Here is a 21,986-nt window from a genome sequence, read left to right as displayed (position 1 = left end):
GGTCTGCACGCGATCGCGGCGGGCCGGGGTCAGTCGCTGGCGCAGCTGGCGATCGCGTGGGTGCTGCGGGAGCAGTCTCAGGGGGCCCCGGTGACCTCGGCGCTGATCGGGGCCTCCAGTGTCCGCCAGCTCGAGGACAGCCTGGCCGCGATCGACCGCCTGGACTTCACCACCGAGGAACTACAGGCGATCGATGAGTACGCCGTCGACTCCGACATCAACCTCTGGGCCAACGCCCTCAAAGCCTGAGGGGGGGCGATGACCACTCCGTCGGAGTAAGCGACCCCGCGACGGAACGGCACGGATCAGGGCGATGCACGGAAGGACGATCGTGAACCCGAACAGCAGCACGAAGGAACGGCCCAACCGGACCAGGGACACCGAGTGGCGTAGGCTCCTGCCCGGACAACGGGCCCGGCTGATGGTGTTCGATCTAGCCACGCGGTCCTCGATGTGCGTCTTCGAGACCGAGGACTTCGTCATCGAGGCGCCCAACTGGACGCCCGACGGCACGGGACTGGTCTTCAACTGCGACGGTCTCCTATACCGGACGGCGCCGCAGGAGGACAGCCAGCCCCGCGTCGTGTTCACCGGTGCCGTCACCGACTCCAATAACGACCACGTCGTGTCCATGGACGGGCGGTTCCTCTATGTCTCATCCCAGGACGGTCACCTCTACCGCGTGCCGCTCTGCGGGGGAGAGGCGCGGCGGGTCACCAGACCGGGGGACGGCCTCGACGCACGCTACCTTCACGGCGTCTCGCCCGACGGTGGAACCCTCGTGCACATCGGCGGACGGCGGCGCCAGGATCGGATGACCTTCAACATCTACGCCGTGCGGGTCGAGGACGGCTCCACACGCCAGCTCACCGACTCCGAGCGACCCCACGACGGCGTCGAATACAGCCCGGACGGACGCTGGCTCTACTTCAACTCCGAGCGCGCCTCCGCGGAGCCCGGCCACTCGCAACTGTTCCGCATGCGCCCCGATGGCACCGGGATCGAGCAGCTGACCTTCGACGAGCGCGTCAACTGGTTCCCGCACCCCGCACCGGACGGCGGCAGCCTCGTGTACCTCAGCTACCCGCCGGGCGTTCAGGGGCACCCGGCCAACGAGCGCGTCCTCCTCCGCGTGGCGGATCCGGACGGACGGAACGCGTGGGACGCCGTCGAGGCGTTCGGCGGCCAGGGCACCCTGAACGTCAACAGCTGGGCGCCTGACAGTCGACGCTTCGCCTACGTCACCTATCCCGTGGCGGGTGGGTGACGTCCACCGCTCCAGCGGTCAGGCGAAGGAGACGGACCGTAGGGTGCGCGGTGACAAGCGGTCCTGCAGGACGAGCGTCGCGGCTCCCAGTGCGGCGGCGTCGTTGCCGTTGACGGACAGCCGGACCTCCACGGGGTGGATGGCCCGCGCCATCGCCTTATGGGCGAGGGCGTCGCTGATGATGTCCACATAGAATCCGCCGGCCGTCGAGAAGGCGCTCCCCGCGAGGACGATGAGTTGGAGATCGAGGAGGTTGACCATCGAGATCACTGCACTCGCCACGTAGTCGGCGGAGTTCCGCACCAGCCGCAGCGCCGTCGCGTCACCATTCGTCGCAGCCGTCCCCACGGCGGCGAAGTCCTCGGAGATCACCCCCGTGAGGGGGATGTCGAGCTCCCCCCGCGCGGCGGCCTCGGCCGCCTGCGCAACGACGATCCGCGGACTCGCGTACAGCTCCAGGCAACCGATGTTGCCGCAGGGGCACGGAAGTCCCCGCGCGTCGACCGTCACGTGCCCGATCTCCCCGACGTTGGAACTGACGCCCTGGTAGATGGTGCCGTCCATGACGATGCCCGAACCGATCCCGGACCCCATGTAGACGGAGGCGTAGTTCGCATAGCCTTCGGTGGCGCCCAGCCAGTATTCACCGATCGCTGCGGCAGTGGCATCGTTGTCGAACTCGCAGTGGAATCCCGTAGTGGAGGTCAGCGCCCGGCGGATGGGGAAATCGCTCCAGATCTCCAGCGACGGCGCATTGCGCACGGTGCCAGCGACGCGGTCGAGGGGGCCGGGGGTCGCGATCCCCATGCCGACGATGCTGCTGCGTCTGACGCCCGACTCGGCGATCAAGGCGTCGATGTCCCGGGTCATCCGGCTGACCACCGTCAGCGGGGAGATCTCACCCGGGCCGTCGACGCGGCGCCGAGCCACCACATGACCGCGGAGATCGGCAATGATGTAGGTGATGTAGTCCTGTCCGATGTGGAGGCCGAGGCCGAGGCGGGACGCCGGGTTGAGCTCGAGGAACATGCGCGGCTTGCCGCCCGTCGACTCGCCGCGTCCCGTCTCGAGGATGATGTCCTCGGTCAGCAGGGCGCGTACGAGCGTGGAGATGGTGGCCTGGGTCAGGCCTGTCTTCTCCGCGAGTTCCACGCGGCTGATGGGCCCGCTGGAGCGGATGAGGTCGATGACCTTTCCCCGGGAGGACTCGCGGCGGCGGGTCTTTTCGATCACGGTCAATGGTAGCTCCGGCGCAGGATCGTTGAAGCTTCGACTGTCCGCGGCTGGGAGTGCCAGGGGCTGGCGGTCATGCCGTGCTCACGGCCCGGCGCCACGCCCCGGCGATCTCCTGATGACCCAACGCCGTCGGGTGGACGCCGTCGTCGGCGAGGACAGCAGCTCCCGTCCGCCGGGCGAGCTCGTTGAGGATGCCGTCCAGGGGGACGAGTGCCGCCCCGAACTCCTCGGCGAGCAGGTGCACGGCGTCGATCCGCGGATCGAGGTCTTCCCGCCAGCGCATCTGACCCTCGTCCACGGGGATCACGAACGGTTCCAGCAGGACGATCCCGACGTCAGGGGCGAGGCTGCCCAGCAGGGAGCGGTACCGGTCGGTGAAGGCACCGAGGTCGGAGGGGAGTCCGCTGTCGAAGCGGCGCCACGTGTCATTGATACCGATCATCACGGATACGACGTCGGGCCGCGCGGCGAGCACGTCCTCCTCCCAGCGCCGCTCGAGATCCTCGAGTCGATCACCGCCGGTACCCGCATTGAGGACCCGGCAGCGGGCGAGCGCCTCGCCGGACGCGAGCTCACGGACGTACCCGGATCCCAGGTGGTCGGGATCCTCCCGCCATCCGCAGTCGGTCACGCTGTCTCCGGCGAACACGACGCACCCTTCGATCTCCATGCCCATTCCTTCCGCCGGGGACTATCTTCAGTAACTTTATTTACGATACTCGACAGTTGGGGCGGGCGGTCGACGCGTCCGGTGCGCGGCAATCCTTCCTGCGCCGACCCGGGGCGACGATCGGGCAGGCATCGTATGAGACACGGGTCACACACTTACTTGACTTGCATAATAAAGTGGCCTAAGAAAGTACTCAACGGTTCGCCCTGAGAGGGAGGGACCAGCCGGCGGCACCGTGGCCGCCCACAGATGAAAGGTACAAAGATGTCCTCGACACTCTCGCGTCCCAGGCGGCTGGGACTGGCTGCCGCTGCACTCCTCAGTCTCACCTCCCTCGCCCTCAGTGGCTGCGCCGGCGGCGGGGGCGCTTCGAACGACGCCGGCGGCGGCGCGGACAACACCTCCATCACCGTCTTCAACGGCGCTACCGGAACCATCGCGGAGAACTTCAACCCGTTCTCGTCCACTGCACTCCAGCCGACCCTCGGAGTGATCTTCGAGCCGCTCTTCTGGTACAACGCCGCCTCGGACGACCCACCCACCCCGCTGCTCGCCGAGTCCTTCGAATGGAACGACGACGGCACCCAGCTCACGATCAAGACCCGTGACGGCGTCAAGTGGTCCGACGGCGAGCCCTTCACCGCGAAGGACGTCGCCTTCACGTTCAACCTCGTCAACGAGACCCCGGAACTGAACACCACCGGCCTTGCGGCCACCGCCGAGGCGACGGACGACACGACCGCGGTCCTGACGTTCGAGGAGAACTCCTTCATGCAGGAGCCGAGCGTGCTCGGCAACCGGGGGATCGTGCCCGAACACATCTGGAAGGACATTGCGGACCCGATCACGGAGACCAACCCCGACCCCATCGGAACCGGGCCCTTCAAGGTCAAGGACTTCACCGCGCAGAGCTACCTCCTCGAGAAGAACGACCTGTACTGGGAAGAGGGCAAGCCGGCGATCAACGAGGTGCGCTACATCTCCCTCGACACCGCGGATGCCGCGACGGGCGCCCTCCTGGCCGGCGAGGTCGACTGGATGAGCTCATTCCTGCCCGGGCTCGAGAAGATCCTCGCCGACAACGAGGGCCTCTCCTACGTCAATACACCCGCGCTCACCGCCTCGATCTTCACCTGCTCCAGCGAGAAGCTGGGGTGCAAGGGACCCCAGACGGATCCGGCCGTGCGTCAGGCCATCTACCAGGGCATCGACCGTGAACAGCTCAACGCCCTGGCCGGCGGTGGCTTCGCTGCCACGGCGTCACCCACGCTCGTCATCCCGGACCGCGACGCGGACTGGATCGCGGACCCCGAGAACACGGAGACCCCGGCGAACGCGAACGTCGAGGAAGCCAGGAAGGTGCTCGAGGACGCCGGCTGGGTCGAGGGCAGCGACGGCATCCGCGAGAAGGACGGGGAGCGCCTGTCCCTCGGTATCCAGACCGTCAGCGGCTACAGCGACTTCATCTCCCTGAACGACGCCATGTCCCAGCAGTTGCGCGAGGTCGGCATCGAGCTGAAGCCGACGGCGATCACCTACAACGAGTGGGTGAACAACCTGAACATCGGCGAATACCAGCTGACGCTCGAGTCGATCGGGCTCCAGCCCTCCAACAACCCGTACTACGCCTACGAGAAGTGGTACAACTCGGCGAACACGACACCGGTGGGGGAGTCCGCACTGAACAACAACACGGCGCGCTACACGAACCCCAAGGTCGACGAGGCCCTCTCCGTCGCACGGTCCACCAACGACGAGGCGGTGCAGAAGGAGCAGTACGGCATCATCCAGGAGGAGATCGTCAGGGACATGCCCTACATCCCCATCTACGTGAACTCCATGCTCACCGAGTTCAACACCGACCGTGCCACCGGCTGGCCGACCAATGAGGATCCCTACGCCCTGCCGGCCACGTGGAAGTCCTGGGACAACGGCATCGTCCTGAAGAACATCACACCCACCGAGTAGCAGGCCCTTCGTCCGGAGGCTCGGGCGGGGCGGGGTGGTCCACGACCCTCCTGCCCCGACCGGGCCCGGACACGCACCGAAAGCCGGTCCCATGAAATACATCCTGCAGAAGCTCGGGTTCTATCTCGTCGCGTTCTGGGCCGCTCTGACGGTCAATTTCTTCCTCCCGCGCCTACTGCCCGGCAACCCGGTGGACATCATGCTGGCGAAGCTGGCGCAGCGCGGCCCCGTCACCCCTGAAGCCCGCGAGGCCGTCGAACTCCTACTCGGGACCAACACCGAGGCGCCGCTGATCGTGCAGTACGGGCAGTACCTCGGCAAGCTCTTCACCCTCGACCTCGGAACGTCCGTGGCCTTCTTCCCGGCCTCGGTGACGGACATCATCGCGCAGACCCTGCCGTGGACCATCGGGCTCATCGGCGTCGCCACCGTCATCTCGTTCATCCTGGGCGTCACCCTGGGAATGCTGGCCGGCTGGAAGCGCGGCTCCTGGCTGGACAACCTCATCCCGGTGACCACGATGCTGCAATCCGTGCCCTACTTCTGGCTTGCCCTGATCCTGCTGTTCGTCCTCGGCGGCATGTGGGACCTGTTCCCGCTCAACGGCGGCTACAACGTCTACGAGACGAGCCCGGGCTGGAACCTGGAGTTCATCGGCAGCGTCATCTACTACGGCACCCTGCCCGCCCTGACGATCGTCATCTCGTCGGTGGGCGGCTGGATGCTCGGCATGCGCAACATGATGGTCTCCACCCTCTCGGACGACTACATCCTGACGGCCGAGGCGAAAGGGCTCCGCCCCGTGCGGATCATGACCACCTACGCCGCGCGGAACGCCGTCCTGCCGTCCGTGGCAGGATTCGCGATCTCACTCGGTTTCGTGGTTGCGGGCTCGATCGTCACGGAGGCCGTGTTCTCCTACCCCGGCATCGGCTCCGCGCTCCTCAACGCGGTGGGCAGCAACGACTACTCCCTCATGCAGGGCCTGTTCCTGGTCATCACGCTCTCCGTCCTGGGAGCCAATCTGCTCGTGGACCTCCTCTACTCGTTCATCGACCCCCGCACCCGGGCCCGAAGCTAGGACACGTCATGACCACCACCATCCAGGACCCGGGGGTCGCCGCCGCGAGCGCCCGGTCGTCCCGGCCGAAGCGCTCGCTGCCGCCGATGACACCGAAGCTCGCAGCCGGACTCCTCATCGCCGGCAGCATCACCCTGTTCGGGATCGTCGCGCCGTTCTTCGTCGGAGACCCATCGGCGGTCGACAACGTGGGCCTCGCCGGACCGGCCGAGGGTTTCATCCTCGGCACCACCCAGACGGGCCAGGACGTGTTCGCGCAGCTCGCGTATGCCACGCGGGGCTCCCTCACGGTCGGCCTGATCGTGGGAGTGCTGACCCTGCTCCTCTCAGCGTTCTTCGGCATCATCGGCGCGTACTTCGGGGGCTGGCTCGACGAGTCGTTCTCGCTCTTCAGTAACGTCATGCTCGTGATCCCGGGCCTGCCGCTGGTCATCATCATCTCCAGCTACGTGCCGGAGAAAAGCATTCTGCTGGTCTCGGTGGTCCTCGCCATCACCGGGTGGGCTGGTTCCGCCCGCGTCCTGCGCGGGTTCACCCTCAGCGTGCGCAACCGCGACTACGTCGCCGCGGCGCGCGTATCAGGGGAGAAACCCTGGCGCATCCTGGGCGTCGAGATCCTCCCCAATCTGATCCCTCTCCTCGCCTCGCAAATGGTGTTCGCTGTCATCTTCGCGATCCTCGGTGAAGCAGGGCTCTCCTTCCTGGGGCTGGGGGCATCGGACTCCTTCACCTGGGGCACCATGCTCTACTTCGCCCAGAACGGCCTCGCGCTGCGCCTGGGCGCCTGGTGGTGGTTCGTGCCACCGGGTCTCATGATCGCCCTCTTCGGTGCAGCCCTCGCCCTCATCAACTTCTCGATCGACGAGATCATCAACCCCAAGCTGCGCTCCCAGACCCGGGCGGCGCGGCGCTCCTGGAAACTGTCGAAGGCCGAACTGCGCGCCGCCACCAAGGAGGACGTCCTGTGAGCAGCACCGATCAGGGAGCACCCGGGGTGAGGATCACCGACCTCGGTGACCGCCCCGTATCCGACGCGCGGGCGCCGGAGTCCCTCAGCGAGCGGGCCGCCGAAGCGCGCACACACCCCGTCCTGACCATCGACGACTTCAGCGTGGAGTACAAGGGCGACCGCGTGGTGAAAGCCGTCAGGAACGTGAGCCTGACCCTCGGTCGCGGGGAGATCCTCGGGCTCGCCGGGGAAAGCGGGTGCGGGAAGTCCACCCTCGCGTACGGCATCAACCGGCTGCTCAAGCCACCGGCCGTCATCACCGGCGGCAGCGCACACTTCCATTCCCGCGAGGGCTACGTGATCGACCTCAACGAACTGGGCGGCGAGGAACTGCGGGCCTTCCGGTGGGACAAGATCGCGATGGTCTTCCAGGGCGCCATGAACTCGCTGAACCCGGTCATCACCATCCAGCGGCAGATGGAGGACATCTTCTCCACGCATCGGCCGGACATGTCGAGGAAGGACCGCCGGATGAGATGCGGTGATCTCCTGGAGCGCGTCGGCGTGGACCGCGCGAGGCTGCGGTCCTTCCCCCACGAACTCTCCGGAGGCATGCGGCAACGCGTCATGATCGCCATGGCCATGGCGCTCGACCCGCAGGTCATGATCATGGACGAGCCGACCACCGCCCTCGACGTCGTGGTACAGCGCGAGATCCTCCGCGAGATCACCCGGCTCCGCGCCGCCCTGGGTTTCGCGGTCATCTTCATCACGCACGATCTCCCGTTGCTGCTCGAGATCAGCGACCGCATCGCGGTCATGCGTGAGGGCGAGATCGTGGAACTCGGCGACGCCGTCGAGCTGTACACCAACCCCCGGCACGAATACACCAGAAAGCTGCTCGCGTCCTTTCCCAGCCTGACCGGGGAGCGCGGGGATTTCATCCGCAGTGGCTCCCACGCGCAGAACGGAGAGCTCGTATGAGCGCCCTCGAAGTCAGGAACCTCGTCAAGGAGTACAGGCTGCGCAACGGGCGTCACTCGAGCATCCTGAAAGCGGTGGACGATGTCAGCTTCTCCATCGACAGCGGACGCACCGTGGCTCTCGTGGGGCAGAGCGGCAGTGGCAAGTCCACGCTCGCGAAGCTGCTCATGCAGCTGGAACGCCCCACGACCGGAAGCATCATGCTCGACGGCGCACCCGTGCGCCGCGCCGGGGCGGGTCTCCGGCAGTACCGCAGCGACGTGCAGATGGTGTTCCAGGACCCGTTCGCGTCCCTGAACCCGTACCACAGCATCGCCCACCATCTCGGGCGTCCGCTGATCCTGCACGGCAAGGCGAAGGGCCGTGACGAGGTGATGGCCGGGGTCGCGAAGCTGCTCGAACGTGTGCGGCTCGACCCGGACATGGCACAGCGCAAACCGCACGAGCTCTCGGGCGGCCAGCGCCAGCGGATCGCGATCGCCCGGGCCCTCGCCCCCGAGCCGAAGATCCTCGTCGCCGACGAACCCGTGTCCATGCTGGATGTCTCGATCCGCCTCGGCGTGCTGAACCTCCTCGCCGACCTGCAGCGCGAGGAGAACCTCGGCGTCTTCTACATCACCCACGACCTCGCGACCGCGCGCCATTTCTCCGATGACATCCTCGTGATGTTCAGGGGCAGGATCGTTGAACGCGGACCGGCCGACGACGTGATCCTGAACCCGCAGCACGAGTACACGCGGATGCTCGCAGACGCCGCACCCAACCCGGAGAAGCGGCTCAGCGCCTGACGGCCGCAGTTCTCCCCCGACCACCGGCTGCCCAGCGGCACCACAGACCACCATCGGAGTACGTGCATGATTCCCTCGACCACCTCCCCTCGGACCCTCGACCTGGGCGGCCCCTGGAACCTCACCTGGACCGCCGGACCGGACGACTCACCGTCCTACGCCACGAGCGGCGCGGCCATCCCCGCGACCGTACCCGGCCAGGTCCACACCGACCTGCTGGCCGCCGGTCTCCTGGAGGACCCGGACATCGGCCTGCGTGAAGCGGACCAGATGTGGATCGGACACTCGCAGTGGACCTATTCGCGGACCTTCATCTGGGACGGCACGTCCGGTGAGCGGACCGATCTCGTCGCCGACGGTCTCGACACGTTCGCCACGGTGCGCCTCAACGGGCACGAGGTCGCCGTCACCGCGGATCAGCACATCGGGTACCGTTGGGACGTCGCCTCCCTCCTCGTCGCGGGGGAGAACCTGCTCGAGATCACGTTCGGGTCCGCCTGGGACGCCGCCCACGCCTGCGAGGTCCAGCTCGGTGGGGAACTGCCCCGCCCCTACGACGAGCCCTACCCCTACGTCCGCAAGAGCGCCTGCAACTTCGGGTGGGACTGGGGGCCGCACTACGTCACGGCCGGGATCTGGCAGCCGATCCGCCTCGAATCCTGGTCGCACGGACGCATCGCCTCCATCCGACCCGACACCACGATCGACGGCACCACGGCAATCCTCAGCGTCAGCGTCGGAATCGAGCGCCTGTCGGCGTCGCCGGACCTGACACTGACCGCGGTCCTCACAGCGCCCGACGGCTCGGAAGCCGCACGGGCGACCGTCCCGGCCGGCCAGGACGACGTCGTGCTCGCCCTGGAGGTGACCGAGCCCGAGCTGTGGTGGCCCGTCGGGCTGGGCGCCCAGCCGTTGTACGACCTGTCCGTCGTGCTTCACGGCGACGGGCGAGCGCTGTCCACCGGATCGCGCCGCATCGGCCTGCGCACCGTGACCGTGGAAGAGGAGCCGGACGCGATCGGCACCACCTGGGCCTTCGTGGTCAACGGCCGCCGCGTCCGGGTCCGCGGCTACAACTGGATCCCGGACGACCCCTTCATCGCCGAGGTCACCGAGGAGCGTCTCGGGCAGCGCCTCGACCAGGCGGTCGACGGCGGCGCGAACCTGCTGCGGGTGTGGGGCGGCGGCTACTTCTCCACCGAGGAATTCATGGCCGGGTGCGACGAGCGCGGGCTCATGGTCTGGCACGACTTCCTGTTCGCGTGCGCCGCCTACGACGAGTCCGACGCCATGATCGAGGCCGTCACCACCGAGGCCGAGCAGGCCGTGGCCCGCCTGTCCTCGCACCCGAGCCTCGTGATCTGGTGCGGCGGCAACGAGTGCGTGTGGGGCATGTACGACTGGGGCTGGCCCGAGATCCTGGCCGGACGCCCGTACGGCGCGGCGTTCTACACCGAGGTCCTCCCGGGGGTCCTCGAGCGCCTCGACCCGACACGCCCCTACGTGCCCAACAGCCCGTGGGCCGGCTCCCTCGGCAAGCACCCGAACGACCGCGACTCCGGACCCGTGCACATCTGGGAGGTCTGGAACACCGTCGACTACGTCCACTACCGCGACGTCGATCCGCCCTTCGTGTCCGAGATGGGATGGTGCGCGCCCCCGGCCTGGTCCACCCTGCAGCGGGTCGTGACCGACGGCGAACTGGTCCCCTCGAATCCACAGGTGGCACACCACATGCGGGCCGCCGACGGCATGGAGAAACTCGCCCGGGGCCTCGAGCCGTACTTCGGCGAGCCGCGGACCGCCGAGGATTGGCACTACCTGTCCCAGATGGTCCAGGCCCGCTCGCAGGCGGCCGGCGCCGAATGGCTCCGGACGCGCGAGCGGTGCGCAGGCGTGATCATCTGGCAGCTCAACGATTGCTGGCCCGTGCTCAGTTGGTCCGCGGTGGACGGCGACGGCATCGAGAAGCCCGTCTGGTATGCGCTGCGCCGTTCCTTCGCCGATCACCTGCTGGCAATCGTCCCGGTCACCGCCGGCGGAACCGACGACCCCACCGGCCCCGACGGGCTCGAGGTCGTGCTCGTCAACGACGCAGTGTCGGACTGGACGGCCGACGTCGTCGTGCGCCGCCTCACGCTGGACGGGACGGAGATCGCCCGCGAGAGCCTTCCACTCTCCGCTGCGGCGGACGGGACGGCGCGGGCCGCCCTCCCCGCAGGCCTTGCCGCCGTCAGCGATGCCGAATTCCTCGTGGCCGATGCGGACGGACTGCGGTCCACCTGGTTCTTCGTGCCCGACGCCGCCCTGGCACCCGTCGAGCCGCGGTTCACCGCGGAGGTGACGGCCGACGACGGCACCGTGCGTGTCACCGTCCACGCACGGACGGTGCTGCGTGACCTCTGCGTCTTCGCGGACCGCCTGGCCGACCTGCTCGACGTGACCGCGTCGGAGCTCGCGGTCGACGACATGATGCTGACCGTGCTGCCGGGGGAGACCGCCGTCTTCACCGTCAGTCGGCGCGACGGCGGCCCGCTGGACGCGACGGCCGATCTTTCGGCCGCCGGGCTGTTCCCGGTCCTTCGCTGCATCGGGGACGGCGCGTCCCTCGTGTCGGCCGCGTCGGAGCTGGCCTCAGGGGGAACAACGCGATGATCGCTGGTATCGAGACGGGCGGAACCAAGGTGATCTGCGCCGTCGCCGACCCGCAGGATCCCGGCGTGCCGGTGGACCAGGCGCGGATCGACACGACGTCCCCCGCCGAGACGCTCTCAGCGGTGCGGGACTTCCTCGCCCCCCACGCCGCAGCGGGCCGGTTCGACGCGGTGGGCATCGCGTCCTTCGGGCCGGTCCAGGTCGACGCGGCGTCGCCCCGCTTCGGGTGGATCACCTCCACCCCGAAGCCCGGATGGCGGAACACGGATCTCGTCGCCGGTCTCGGTCTCGCGCCCGGCACGCCGGTCCGCCTCGTGACGGACGTGACAGGCGCCGCTCTCGGAGAGCACCGGTTCGGTGCAGGACGCGGCGTCAGCGACCTCGCCTACGTCACTGTGGGCACCGGCGTGGGCGCCGGGATCGTAGTCGACGGCGCACCCTTCACCCTCCGCAGCCACCCCGAGCTCGGTCACCTCGTGGTCCGACGGCACCCGGAGGACTCCTTCGCCGGAGTCTGCCCGTTCCACGGGGACTGTCTCGAGGGACTGGCTTCCGGGCCCTCGATCACGGCACGGTGGGGCAGGCCGGGAACCGATCTCGGAGCCTGGCATCAGGATGCCGTCTCCCTGTCCGCGTACTACATCGCACAACTGCTCGCCACGGTCACCTACGCAGTGGCGCCGCAGCGGATCGTCCTCGGCGGAGGGGTCCTGAAGGCTGCCGGTCTGCTCGACGCGGTGCGGGAGCAGCTCGCCCTGCTCGTCGGCGGGGCCCTGGCCGAGCACCCGCTGACGGACCCCGGCAGCGGGTACGTGGTCCGGCCGGCGCTGGGCGACGGTTCCGGTGTGCGCGGAGCCCTGTGCCTAGCGGGCGACGCCCTGCCGCTGGGGGCGGCACTGGCCACCGCGGGCTAGCTGCCAGACCAGGAGACCTCCGCCCTCGACGCAATGCTCCTCCGATGTTCCTCCCACGCGCCCGGTGGACGTCCCCCGACGCAGTCCCGCCAACGCGCCGTTCGCAGATGTCGAGGATGCGGTGAGGGCGCGATGGCGGCGACGCCGGTCGGGTACTGGCGTAGGCTGGGAGATGCGGGCACGTTCGCGCCACCTCTGGCGCCGTCCGCGAGGAGGCGGAATTGGTACAGCGTATGTCAGACCCCACGTACAGGGCACAGCAGTGGGAACAACGATACGATCCGCAGATCGAGGACGTGAATCGGCTGTGTGACACCCTGGCCGAGTCGAAGCCGGGGTCGACGGTGCCCTACATCGACCCCATCCACGACGTCGACGGCTGCAAGATCGTCAGCCTCTTCTCGAACCCCGGAGCGTCCCTGCCCTCCGGCTTCGTCTCCTTCGAGAACGACGACCCGAGTTCCATCCGCATGGCGGGGATCTACGAGGCCGTCGGCCTGCGGCCGGACGCCTTCATGCCCTGGAACGCCCACCCGTGGTACCTGCCCGAGGGCAAGGAGCGGGCCCTGACGATGGACCAGATCGCCGACGGCGTGAAGCCCCTGCTCACCTTCCTGCAGCAGGTCCCCCGGGCATCGGCGCTCGTGGCGCACGGCGCCGACGCGCACAAGGCGGCACGCCGGCTCATGAAGCTGGAGAACCGGGCCATCGCCAAGCGTGGGTTCAAGATCTACGAGGTCCGTTCCCCCGGGGAGCGCGCGTTCAAGGGCACGCCGGTGAACCAGGAGCTGTGGCTCAAGGAGATCCAGGCGGCCTACACCGATGCGATGGGCCGCGCCGGTATCCGCGCCCGCCAGTCCATCTAGGCCTTCCCGGCCTTCCGGCACTGAGCGCGAGTGTGGGCGTGCTGGCTCGCACTCGCGACCGGCAGCCCGGTAGCAAACTGGAAGCAGTCGGGCGCCAGCTGGGCTGCATCAACCACCGGTCGGCAGGTGCGGATGGTCATCCGTCATTGCGGGGTACCGCGACCTGGTAGATGATGGCGGTCGCGACGTCCGCGAGCCTGACGTGGGTGTTGTTGGACATCTTCTGCAGTCGGAGGAAGGCCTCTTCGCCGGTGCAGCGATACCGGGCCATGAGAATGCCCTTGGCCTGCTCGATGGTGGCCCGCGACCGCATGGCCTCCTCCAGTTGCTCGACCTCCCGGCGTGCGGAGCGATAGAGATCGGACGTCACCATGGTCGCTGCCGAGTACTCGGCAAAGCGTTGGGTACGGCCCGCGTCGGCTGCGTCCGAGTAGTCGCCCAGATAATCAAGAAGACGAACGAGATCCTCGCGGTGCTCGGTGACGTCCTGCACCTCCTGCAGGAGGGCCACCACGCGCCCCTCACCATCCAGGACCGGGCTGTTGACCGGGCTCCAGTACCGCTCCAGGAATCCGCCGGGGCGGGCAGGATCAGGGATGTCGAAACGGAGCAGGAGCAGGCTGTCGCTCTGCCCGGTGCTCTTCACACGGTCGAGCGATTCGCGCATCCTCCGGGCCGGGTGCTCCTGGGACTGGGATGAATCCTCGATGAACACCTCGAACGCCTGACGCCCGACGAGATCGGCAGCGGAGATTCCTACCAGGTCGACGAACGCCGGGTTCACGGCAAGAATCACGTACTCAGGATCCATCAGCGAATACGCCGACGCCGTCGCCTCGAAGATCGCCCGGGCATGAGCCACGATCGGATCAGCCGGGTCGACCACGCCATCCATACCGCGCTGCTCCACCTTGCTCCCCTTCCACTGTCCCGACCCCGATCCTCTCTGCACTGGAAGGACGAATCCCGGACGGTCCTACCGTAACTTCCCACCGCGCCGTCGGCCAGAAGACCGAAGACCCTCCTTTGGGGCTGGTCCGTGGAAGCGCCTCGCGCCCCATGTGGCACTTCGGACTGCTGCACTTCCTGTGATGACCGCTTCCAGTGCTACTGGTGATCGATGGGTAACAGGCAGCGGGCAAAAGAGTGGGAAGACCCTCTAGCGTCGTGCGCCGGAGCGGAGGCGCTGCAGCGCGACGAGGGCCGCTGACGCGACGAGAACGACAAGGCCTACGTACAGCAGGAACTTCAGGGTCTCGATGGCCACACCGATGATGAGCAGGACGAGTGCGATCAGGGCGAGGACGATCAGCAGGGGTTTCATGATCCCAGTATGTCGGCGGCAGGGCCGCTCCTCGAATCCGCCGCCCCGGTCGCTCTGCGTCATGGCGTGCGGTTGGCCTGGCCGAAGGGCTTGGCCGCATGGCAGGCCACCTCGTCAGCCGTCGGGTTGATGGTGCCCGTGGCATTCGGTGCCTCGAGCTTGTCGATGCCGTCCTTGGCGTCGTGCCCGGGATGCGGCCGCGGAGACGAATCTGGTTGGGACGCCGAGTACGGCGGCGGGGTTCGTCCCGCGTCCGCGAACCCGGCGCTGTAAGACACCCCGGTGAGCGCCGTGAGTGGCGGGACGTCTCCTGCACCCGGGTGGACCCTGCGGCGTGGAGAGACCGGGCGATCACGGTCCGTCATCGATCCCATCACGGAACAGTCACCGCTGCCCCACGGGCCGGATCATCCCGGACCGGGTGGCTAGTGTTGAAACGGTGATTTCCCCCACCGCCTCGAACAGACCACCGAATCGATTGGCTTCAGGTTTCGCCCATGCTGCCCATGGCGCCCTGATCGGCTTGGTCGAACTGGTGCCGGGTGTCTCCGGCGGCACGGTCGCGCTCGTCCTCGGACTCTACGACCGCCTGATCCTGTCGGCCCGGCAGCTCATCGGAGGAGCTGTCCGCAGCACCCCATGGACCATCGGCCCTCGTGGCTCGTCGCCGCGTTCATCACGCTTTGCCGGCGTCGAGTGGTCGCTGATCCTGCCTCTTGCCGTCGGCATGCTCCTGGCCCTGTTCGCCCTCTCCGGGCCCCTCCACACCTTCGTCGAAGACCAGCCCGTCATCTCGAAGGCACTGTTCCTCGGGATGGTGGCGGCAAGTCTGCTGGTACCCATCAGCATGGCACGGCAATCATCACCGTCACGTGCCGGTCGCACCCTCGCCTCCCGGCTCGCTGGGCCGGCCGTCGTGCTCGCGGTGGCCGCGGCCGTGTTCGTACTCCTGGGCCTGCCGACGTCGACGATCGGAGACCCGTCCGGATGGGTGATCGCCCTCAGCGGGGCAGCCGCGGTCTGCGCCCTGGCCCTTCCCGGTCTCTCCGGTTCCTTCGTCCTGCTCACCTTCGGCATGTACGAACCGACCCTGGAGGCGGTCAGCAGCAGGAACGGAGGCTATCTGGCACTCTTCATCGCCGGTGCGCTCCTCGGACTCGTCTCCGTGGTGCAGCTCCTGGCTTATCTCCTGCGCGTGCACCGGCGGACGGTCCTCCTGGTCGCCACCGGCTTGATCCTCGGCTCTCTTCGCGCTCTTTGGCCGTGGCAGGACAACACCACACTCCTGCCGCCCCCCACTGAAGGGTGGACATGGCCCCTGATCGCCTTCTCCGCAGGTGCCGTGGCAGTTCTGCTGCTCTGGTGGCAGGACCGACGCCGGGCTCCGATGACAACCGTCGGAGGCCAGGCATGACCGATCAGCAGCAGACTCCGGCGGGAAGCCCGGATGAGAGTCGCGACGACGCCGGGCGCGGCGCCACGACCGCGCGGGCGATGCTGCAGCGCATCCGCCGAGGGGCGGTGCTCGACGCTCTGACGACGACGACCGCCGTCCTCGGGCGGGTCCTCGTCGTCGCGATCACGATCGTGAGTCTGTTCTACCTTCTGTCCGTGCTCTGGGTCATCGTGCTCCCGGTGATCCTGGCCCTGCTCCTGTCCTCGATCCTCTGGCCCATCAATAAACTGCTGCGCCGGGTCCTGCCGGAAGCAGCATCCGCGGCGCTGACGGTGATGGGCCTGCTGGCTTCCGCAGTCGGGGTGGGTTGGGCCGCCGCCGCGCTTTCGGTGAACGGTGTCCAGGAACTCTCCGGGCAGGCCGTGGAGAACGTACGCAGACTCGGTGATCTCGCGGAATCGCTGCCTTTCGCGGTCCCCGACGTCGATGAGCTCCTCACCTCGTCGCTCGGGTGGCTGCAGGAGAACGGCGCAGAGATCCTCACCCGGGTGTCCTCCGGTCTCGGGACGGTCGGCTCCATCACGGTCACGGCTCTCCTGGCACTGGTCCTGACGTTCTTCTGCCTCAAGGACGGCGACCGGTTCTCCGCATGGCTGCTGAGATGGACGACGGGCACGGTCTTCGTGCATGCCGCCGAGGTGTCATCCCGGAGTTGGAGGACGCTCTCCGCTTACGTCTCCTCGCAGGCAGCCGTGGCACTCGTCGATGCTGTCTTCATCGGTGCGGGCCTCTGGATCCTCGGGGTTCCTCTCGCCTTGCCCCTGGCTGTGCTGATCTTCTTCGGCGGATTCCTCCCGGTCATCGGAGCAGTTGCCACAGGTTTCCTCGCCACCCTCGTGGCCCTGCTGTCGGACGGCTGGGTCACCGCACTGATCGTCCTCGGGATCGTCCTGCTCGTGCAGCAACTGGAAAGCAACGTCCTGCAGCCGGTCCTGGTCGGCAAGTCCCTCAAGCTCCACCCCGCCGTCGTCCTGACGGCAGTGACGGCAGGCGGATCGCTGTTCGGCATCGTCGGAGCGTTCCTGGCCACGCCCATCATCGCCGTGACCATGGTCGCCTTCCAGTACGCACGGGAACAGATGCTCGAACCCGCCGCCGCACCCCACCTGGACACGGGTGAGGACCTCATCAGGACCGAGACACACGCCGCCAGTTCACCGCCTGGTGTCTGATCCGAGGCGACCCGAGGACGACCAACCCGACTACTTCCATCCGATCATCCCGGAGCGGACGGCGAGGATAGGCCCAGCAACGCCGAGGTGGTGCTGCTTGGGTGCGCCTCAGGGGCGATCGGTGAGCGGGTGGAGCGAGGTTCCGGCCGCATCCTCCCTCGGACGCTTCAGGGTCAGTCCGCGCAGTGTCGCCGCGATGTCCTCGATGGACTGCTGGACCCACGCGAAGGCGTCGTCGTCCGTCATCTGCGTGTCGGCGTCCCGGGCGCCCGAACGGTGCGCGACGGCGAGGCGTGCGACCACCCCCTCGAGGCGCTCGAGCAGGAAGTCGGTCTCGACGGCAAGCTGATGGGCGAGGGTGTCGCTGCCTCGCTCGTCCCGACCGCCGGGCACCACGAGGAGCGCGGTCCGATGCGGTGTGGCTTCATTCGTGGACGTGGTGGCAGGCGGGCACTGTGTGCTCATGACTTCGGGGCCTCGGGTGGTGTGATGACGGCACCCCGACAGAACGCAGGGGCCGAAAAAGGCATTGACAGGGACAGTGTGCCATCATCCGGGCCGATTGCCGGTGATTCCGTGCTGCAGGGCGTCGCGTGTTACCGGTGGGTAGGGGTCCTGCGTCCAACGCCGTCCGTCATGGCTCCCGCTTCGGGGTGAGGTAGGTCGACCCGTCCGGGTTGCGCACGACCGTCCACTGCTGCAACTCCTCCTGCCGCACCCGATGCGCCTCGTCGTCGCGATAGACGACCGGGCCCGCGGTGCTACCGCGCTGCGCGGGCCCGAAGAACATGCGCAGCCTGCCCGTGGCCTGCATGAAGCGGGTCGACAGTGGATCCTTCGCGCTCATTGATTCCTTTCGGCGTCCCGAGCAGGAGGTCGTCCTCCATGGTGCTCTCCGGTCGGAGGCAGGGAACTACCGCTCAGATTACTAGGGATCCCGCGGGGCGGCCGGGTCGTTCCTCTGAGTCGTCAGCGATGAACCCTTTCCACGGCCCACGGCCCACGGACCACGGACCATGGACCACGGCGTTCAGGTGAAGTTCTCCGTCCTCATGAAGTCGTGTCCTCGGCGCACGAGGTCCTCGAGGACGGCGAGGTCGACGCCGGCGAGTGACGTGACGTACAGGCATCCGGCGCCCCGCCGATGCCTGCCGAGGTGCGGCAGCAGATCCTCGACACCGGGCGCGGCGAGCAGGCCGTAGAGCGCCTGCGCCGTCGTCCGCGGTGAGAACCCGACGGACAGGGCGTCGCCCTCGCGCGCCGAGGCATACCGGTAGTGGTACCGGCCGAATCCGATCATCGAGGGCCCCCACATGACGGCCGGCTCACCCGTGACCCGCCCCATGAGGTCGAGCAGGACCAACGCGTCGGCGCGTCGCGTGGGATGTGGGACCGTCTCGATGAACGAGCGCGGATCCTCGTCCGTCGGCTGGGTCAGCAGTTCGGCCACGATCGGGCCACCTTTCCGGGGCGCACCCACGGCGCCCGTGCAGCCACAGTAGACGGACGATCGGCACCTCGGAAGTGTCGGTGGCGGAGGCTACTGTCGGGGCAACGACGGACACCACGAAGGGTCGCATGCTCCAGGCCAACCAGCTGCTCCAGATCAGCCGCATCTACGTCGAGCCGGCCGCGGCGGCCCTGCCCCGCGGCCAGGAGATCCTGGCACGGTGGCCGGATGCCGACGTCGTCGAGGTGGCGAGCCACTGGCGCATCCCGGAACTGAGCGGGGACGAGGCGAACGTGCGGCGGTGGGTCCGCATCAAGACCGAGGCCCTGATCGTCGGCGTCAAGAAGTCGCTCACCGCGAAACCCAACGGGAGGTCGGCGGACTTCATCGCGCCCTCCACGGCGAACGGCTGCGCCATGGCCTGCGCCTACTGCTACGTCCCACGCCACAAGGGGTACAGCAACCCCATCACGGTGTTCGCCAACATCGACCAGATCACCGGTTATCTGGAACGTCATGTGGCGCGCCAGGGCATGAAGCTGGAGCCCAACCAGTGCGACGAGCACGCCTGGGTGTACGACATCGGTGAGAACAGCGACTGCTCGGTGGACGCGCTCGTCAGCGACAACGTGCAGGACCTCGTGGACCTGTACCGGGACCTGCCGACCGCGAAGCTCTCCTTCGCCACCAAGTACGTCAACCGGGACCTGCTCGCCTGGGACCCCCGGGAGCGCACCCGGATCCGCTTCTCCCTCATGCCCGAGAAGCTCGCCCGCACCGTGGACGTGCGCACCACGCCGGTTGCGGAGCGGATCGCCGCGATCAACGACTTCGTGGAGGCGGGCTACGAGGTGCACGTCAATTTCTCCCCGGTGATCATCACGCCCGGCTGGCAGGAGGACTGGCGCGAACTCTTCGGCCAGCTCGACGCCGCCCTGTCCCCCGCGGCCAGGAAGCAGCTTGCGGCGGAGGTCATCTTCCTGACCCACAACCAGCAGCTGCACGAGGTCAACCTCGGGTGGCATCCGCAGGCCGAGGAGATCCTCTGGCGGCCCGACCTCCAGGAGACCAAGCAGTCGCAGAACGGGTTCACGAACGTGCGCTACGTCGCCTACGACAAGCGGGGCTATCTCGACGAGTTCCTCCGTCTCGCCGGGGAGCAGCTGCCCTACTGCCGCATCCGCTATGCCTTCTAGGACCCGCCGCCGCGCGGGAACCGCTCATCACCCGGCACGCGGGTCCGCCGACGGTAGATTGTCACCGTGGTCTCACACCTTGCGCGCCTCGTCACGGCGCTGCTGCTCCTGTCCCTGTGCGCGTGCAACATCAATCCCGCGGCCGCTGTCTGCGACCCCATCGACGGCCGGAGCCTGGCGCCGGCCGACGGCACGCTCATGGGCGTCAACCTGGAGTGGGGGAGGGAGACCCTCGCCGAGTACTCGGACAAGCTCGGCGAGCGCCCCGCCGTCGCCGTGACCTTCGCCGACTTCCCCTTCGCTCCGGAGGACCCGGAGCTCATCGCCGCGGCCGCCGAGCAGGTGCGGCAGACGGGAGCCACGCTCCTGCTGACGCTGGAGCCCGTGCACGGGCTGGCCGCGGTCACCGACGCGCGCGCCGGGGAACTCGCGGCCCTGCTCGACGGCTTCAATGCCGGCGGCGTGCCGGTCATCGTGAGATTCGCCCACGAGATGAACGGCTCCTGGTACCCCTGGGGGCAGCAGCCCGGCGAGTACATCGCGGCCTTCCGCCGCGTGGCCGACGCCGTCCACCGGGACGCGCCGGGGTCGGCGATGATGTGGGCGCCGAACTACGGCGGCGGGTACCCCTTCGCCGGCGGCGCCCGGGAATCACTGCCCGGCAGTGCCGGCTTCCCGGCGCTCGACACCACCGGGGACGGCGTGCTGACCGTCTCCGACGACCCGTACGCGCCCTACTACCCCGGCGACGACGCCGTCGACTGGGTGGGCATGTCCCTCTACCACTGGGGGAGCACCTACCCCTGGGGCGAGAGCGAGATGCCGGAGGACGGCAAGTTCGCGGCCCAGCTCACGGGCACCTACGACGGCGCCAACGGCGACGAGTCGATGCTCCCGGACTTCTATGCGGACTACGGCGTCGGCCACGGCAAGCCCGTCGCCATCCCGGAGACCGCAGCGCTCGTCGGTGACGGCATCGGCGATCTGCGGACCCTGAACATCAAGCGTGCCTGGTGGCAGCAGGTCTTCGACCCGACCGTCCGGGAGCGCTTCCCGCAGCTGGCGATGGTCAACTGGTTCGAGTGGACGAAAGTGGAACCCGAGGTGGGATCGGTCGTGGACTGGACCGTCGTCGAGGATCCGGCCGTCCGGGCCGAATTCACGGCCGCGCTGCCCGACTGGTACCGCTTCGCCGACGAACCCGAGGACTGCGGGGAGCCGCTGTCATGACCACCGACCATCATCAGGAGCCGGACCGGCATCTCGCCCCGGAGCTGCCCCGTCCCGTGATCATGGACCAGTACTGGGCGGACGCCGTCTTCCTGCACTGGCGGATCGACGCCGCGGCCGTCGCCGGGTTCATGCCGCCTGGCGTCGTGCCGGACGAGGTGGACGGCTCGTCCTGGGTGGGACTGATCGGCTTCCGGATGGTCGGTGCCGGGCTGGGCCGGGGCCGGCCCGTGCCGTACTTCGGGTCCTTCACCGAGATCAACGTCCGGCTCTACTCACGTGGCCCCGACGGCACCCGCGGCGTGGTGTTCGTGACGCTGGACGCCTCCCGCCTCGCCGTCGTCCTCGCCGCCCGCGCCGGCGGTATCCCGTACGTGTGGTCGAAGTGCGCACCGCTCGTACGCGGGGACGATGCGCGCCGGGAGTACGGGTACGACGTCGTCCGGTACCGGCGGCAGGCCTCCTCCCGCTTCGCCGTGCGACCGGACCGCGGCACGACGGCGAAGGACACGCTCTCGCTGGAGCTCACCGCGCGCTTCGGGCTGCACAGCGTCCTCGCCGGACGGACCCTCTACATCCCGAACACGCACACGCCGTGGCCGCTCCACCCCGCCACCGTCACGGAGCTCGACGACGGGCTGCTCGCCGCGGCGGGGCTGTTCGTGGAGGGGCCCCCGGAGTCCGTCCTGTTCTCGCCGGGCGTGCAGACACAGTTCGGGAAGCCCCGCGTGGTCCGCCCCGGGTGACCGCCGCGCGCAGCCGGGCCAGGCGCGGCCGGCC

General features: G+C 68.3%; 23 protein-coding genes. 15 read left to right on the top strand and 8 right to left on the bottom strand.

Features of this window, described 5'->3' with window-relative positions; translation table 11 throughout:
* Both C4K88_RS11445 and C4K88_RS11440 read left to right on the top strand, forming a co-directional pair.
* Positions 1 to 249, top strand: a 249-nt coding sequence (locus tag C4K88_RS11445; RefSeq protein WP_174705204.1) for an aldo/keto reductase, incomplete at its 5' end; no start/stop codon positions are given.
* Positions 250 to 331: 82 nt separating this feature from the next.
* On the top strand, positions 332 to 1,267 hold the full coding sequence (locus C4K88_RS11440) for a TolB family protein (protein ID WP_241521849.1): 936 nt from the start codon (positions 332 to 334) through the stop codon (positions 1,265 to 1,267).
* Positions 1,268 to 1,285: 18 nt separating this feature from the next.
* Here the strand turns inward: C4K88_RS11440 and C4K88_RS11435 are convergent, their stop codons facing one another.
* Positions 1,286 to 2,500 carry an ROK family transcriptional regulator gene (locus C4K88_RS11435; RefSeq protein ID WP_146065676.1) on the bottom strand — a complete coding sequence of 405 codons (1,215 nt, stop codon included), beginning with the start codon at positions 2,498 to 2,500 and terminating at the stop codon, positions 1,286 to 1,288.
* Positions 2,501 to 2,573: 73 nt separating this feature from the next.
* Positions 2,574 to 3,173 carry an SGNH/GDSL hydrolase family protein gene (locus C4K88_RS11430; protein ID WP_241521848.1) on the bottom strand — a complete coding sequence of 200 codons (600 nt, stop codon included), beginning with the start codon at positions 3,171 to 3,173 and terminating at the stop codon, positions 2,574 to 2,576.
* Positions 3,174 to 3,437: 264 nt separating this feature from the next.
* Between C4K88_RS11430 and C4K88_RS11425 the strand changes: the two genes are divergently transcribed.
* The 8 genes from C4K88_RS11425 to C4K88_RS11390 all read left to right on the top strand — a co-directional run bounded on the left by C4K88_RS11425 (position 3,438) and on the right by C4K88_RS11390 (position 13,378).
* Positions 3,438 to 5,141, top strand: a complete 1,704-nt coding sequence (locus C4K88_RS11425; RefSeq protein WP_104121720.1) for an ABC transporter substrate-binding protein — start codon at positions 3,438 to 3,440, stop codon at positions 5,139 to 5,141.
* A gap of 91 nt (positions 5,142 to 5,232) precedes the next feature.
* The gene (locus C4K88_RS11420) at positions 5,233 to 6,222 is read left to right on the top strand and encodes an ABC transporter permease (protein ID WP_104121719.1); all 990 of its coding nucleotides are present in this window, start codon (positions 5,233 to 5,235) and stop codon (positions 6,220 to 6,222) included.
* Between the two features lie 8 nt (positions 6,223 to 6,230).
* Positions 6,231 to 7,190 (top strand): ABC transporter permease, encoded by a 960-nt coding sequence (locus C4K88_RS11415; protein ID WP_104121718.1) that lies wholly within the window; start codon positions 6,231 to 6,233, stop codon positions 7,188 to 7,190.
* Between the two features lie 122 nt (positions 7,191 to 7,312).
* Entirely contained in the window at positions 7,313 to 8,155 is an 843-nt protein-coding gene (locus C4K88_RS11410) for an ABC transporter ATP-binding protein (protein ID WP_241521873.1), read from the top strand.
* Positions 8,152 to 8,943, top strand: a complete 792-nt coding sequence (locus tag C4K88_RS11405) for an ABC transporter ATP-binding protein (protein ID WP_104121717.1) — start codon at positions 8,152 to 8,154, stop codon at positions 8,941 to 8,943. The genes C4K88_RS11410 and C4K88_RS11405 overlap by 4 nt, the downstream gene beginning before the upstream one ends.
* 66 nt (positions 8,944 to 9,009) lie before the next feature.
* Positions 9,010 to 11,598, top strand: coding sequence for a glycoside hydrolase family 2 protein (locus tag C4K88_RS11400; RefSeq protein WP_104121716.1), 2,589 nt, complete (start codon positions 9,010 to 9,012; stop codon positions 11,596 to 11,598).
* Complete coding sequence (locus C4K88_RS11395) at positions 11,595 to 12,512, top strand: ROK family protein (RefSeq protein WP_104121715.1); 918 nt, start codon at positions 11,595 to 11,597, stop codon at positions 12,510 to 12,512. Before C4K88_RS11400 ends, C4K88_RS11395 begins: the two co-directional genes overlap by 4 nt.
* Before the next feature lie 233 nt (positions 12,513 to 12,745).
* Positions 12,746 to 13,378: a uracil-DNA glycosylase family protein gene (locus C4K88_RS11390; RefSeq protein WP_043442061.1), complete on the top strand. Its 633-nt coding sequence runs from the start codon at positions 12,746 to 12,748 to the stop codon at positions 13,376 to 13,378.
* A 136-nt stretch (positions 13,379 to 13,514) separates the two neighbouring features.
* Here the strand turns inward: C4K88_RS11390 and C4K88_RS11385 are convergent, their stop codons facing one another.
* The 3 genes from C4K88_RS11385 to C4K88_RS17145 form a co-directional block, all read right to left on the bottom strand.
* Positions 13,515 to 14,288 carry an ANTAR domain-containing protein gene (locus C4K88_RS11385; RefSeq protein WP_146065675.1) on the bottom strand — a complete coding sequence of 258 codons (774 nt, stop codon included), beginning with the start codon at positions 14,286 to 14,288 and terminating at the stop codon, positions 13,515 to 13,517.
* 249 nt (positions 14,289 to 14,537) lie between these two features.
* Entirely contained in the window at positions 14,538 to 14,702 is a 165-nt protein-coding gene (locus C4K88_RS17395; protein ID WP_167399030.1) for a hypothetical protein, read from the bottom strand.
* 59 nt (positions 14,703 to 14,761) lie between these two features.
* Entirely contained in the window at positions 14,762 to 14,980 is a 219-nt protein-coding gene (locus tag C4K88_RS17145; RefSeq protein ID WP_146065674.1) for a hypothetical protein, read from the bottom strand.
* A 200-nt stretch (positions 14,981 to 15,180) separates the two neighbouring features.
* Between C4K88_RS17145 and C4K88_RS11380 the strand changes: the two genes are divergently transcribed.
* Together C4K88_RS11380 and C4K88_RS11375 are read left to right on the top strand one after the other, a co-directional pair.
* Entirely contained in the window at positions 15,181 to 16,116 is a 936-nt protein-coding gene (locus C4K88_RS11380) for a DUF368 domain-containing protein (RefSeq protein WP_167399029.1), read from the top strand.
* Complete coding sequence (locus C4K88_RS11375) at positions 16,113 to 17,330, top strand: AI-2E family transporter (RefSeq protein WP_167399028.1); 1,218 nt, start codon at positions 16,113 to 16,115, stop codon at positions 17,328 to 17,330. Before C4K88_RS11380 ends, C4K88_RS11375 begins: the two co-directional genes overlap by 4 nt.
* 108 nt (positions 17,331 to 17,438) lie before the next feature.
* On the opposite strand, the gene C4K88_RS11370 is transcribed toward C4K88_RS11375, so the two are convergent.
* The 3 genes from C4K88_RS11370 to C4K88_RS11360 all read right to left on the bottom strand — a co-directional run bounded on the left by C4K88_RS11370 (position 17,439) and on the right by C4K88_RS11360 (position 18,780).
* Positions 17,439 to 17,795 (bottom strand): hypothetical protein, encoded by a 357-nt coding sequence (locus C4K88_RS11370; RefSeq protein ID WP_146065673.1) that lies wholly within the window; start codon positions 17,793 to 17,795, stop codon positions 17,439 to 17,441.
* 169 nt (positions 17,796 to 17,964) lie between these two features.
* Positions 17,965 to 18,177, bottom strand: coding sequence for a hypothetical protein (locus C4K88_RS11365; protein WP_104121710.1), 213 nt, complete (start codon positions 18,175 to 18,177; stop codon positions 17,965 to 17,967).
* A gap of 183 nt (positions 18,178 to 18,360) precedes the next feature.
* Positions 18,361 to 18,780 (bottom strand): DUF1801 domain-containing protein, encoded by a 420-nt coding sequence (locus C4K88_RS11360; RefSeq protein WP_104121709.1) that lies wholly within the window; start codon positions 18,778 to 18,780, stop codon positions 18,361 to 18,363.
* Positions 18,781 to 18,908: 128 nt separating this feature from the next.
* On the opposite strand from C4K88_RS11360, the gene C4K88_RS11355 reads away from it, so the two are divergent.
* From C4K88_RS11355 to C4K88_RS11345, 3 genes are all read left to right on the top strand, one after another.
* Positions 18,909 to 19,976, top strand: coding sequence for a spore photoproduct lyase family protein (locus C4K88_RS11355; RefSeq protein WP_104121708.1), 1,068 nt, complete (start codon positions 18,909 to 18,911; stop codon positions 19,974 to 19,976).
* A gap of 66 nt (positions 19,977 to 20,042) precedes the next feature.
* Positions 20,043 to 21,206 carry a glycoside hydrolase family 26 protein gene (locus tag C4K88_RS11350; protein ID WP_241521846.1) on the top strand — a complete coding sequence of 388 codons (1,164 nt, stop codon included), beginning with the start codon at positions 20,043 to 20,045 and terminating at the stop codon, positions 21,204 to 21,206.
* Entirely contained in the window at positions 21,203 to 21,952 is a 750-nt protein-coding gene (locus C4K88_RS11345; protein ID WP_241521845.1) for a YqjF family protein, read from the top strand. The genes C4K88_RS11350 and C4K88_RS11345 overlap by 4 nt, the downstream gene beginning before the upstream one ends.
* Positions 21,953 to 21,986: the final 34 nt, after the last annotated feature.

It is taken from the genome of Arthrobacter pityocampae (assembly GCF_002927275.1).
Classification (GTDB): Bacteria; Actinomycetota; Actinomycetes; order Actinomycetales; family Micrococcaceae; genus Arthrobacter_D; species Arthrobacter_D pityocampae.
Note: the sequence above shows the minus strand (reverse complement) of the source record. Positions and strands in the feature narration are given on the sequence as shown.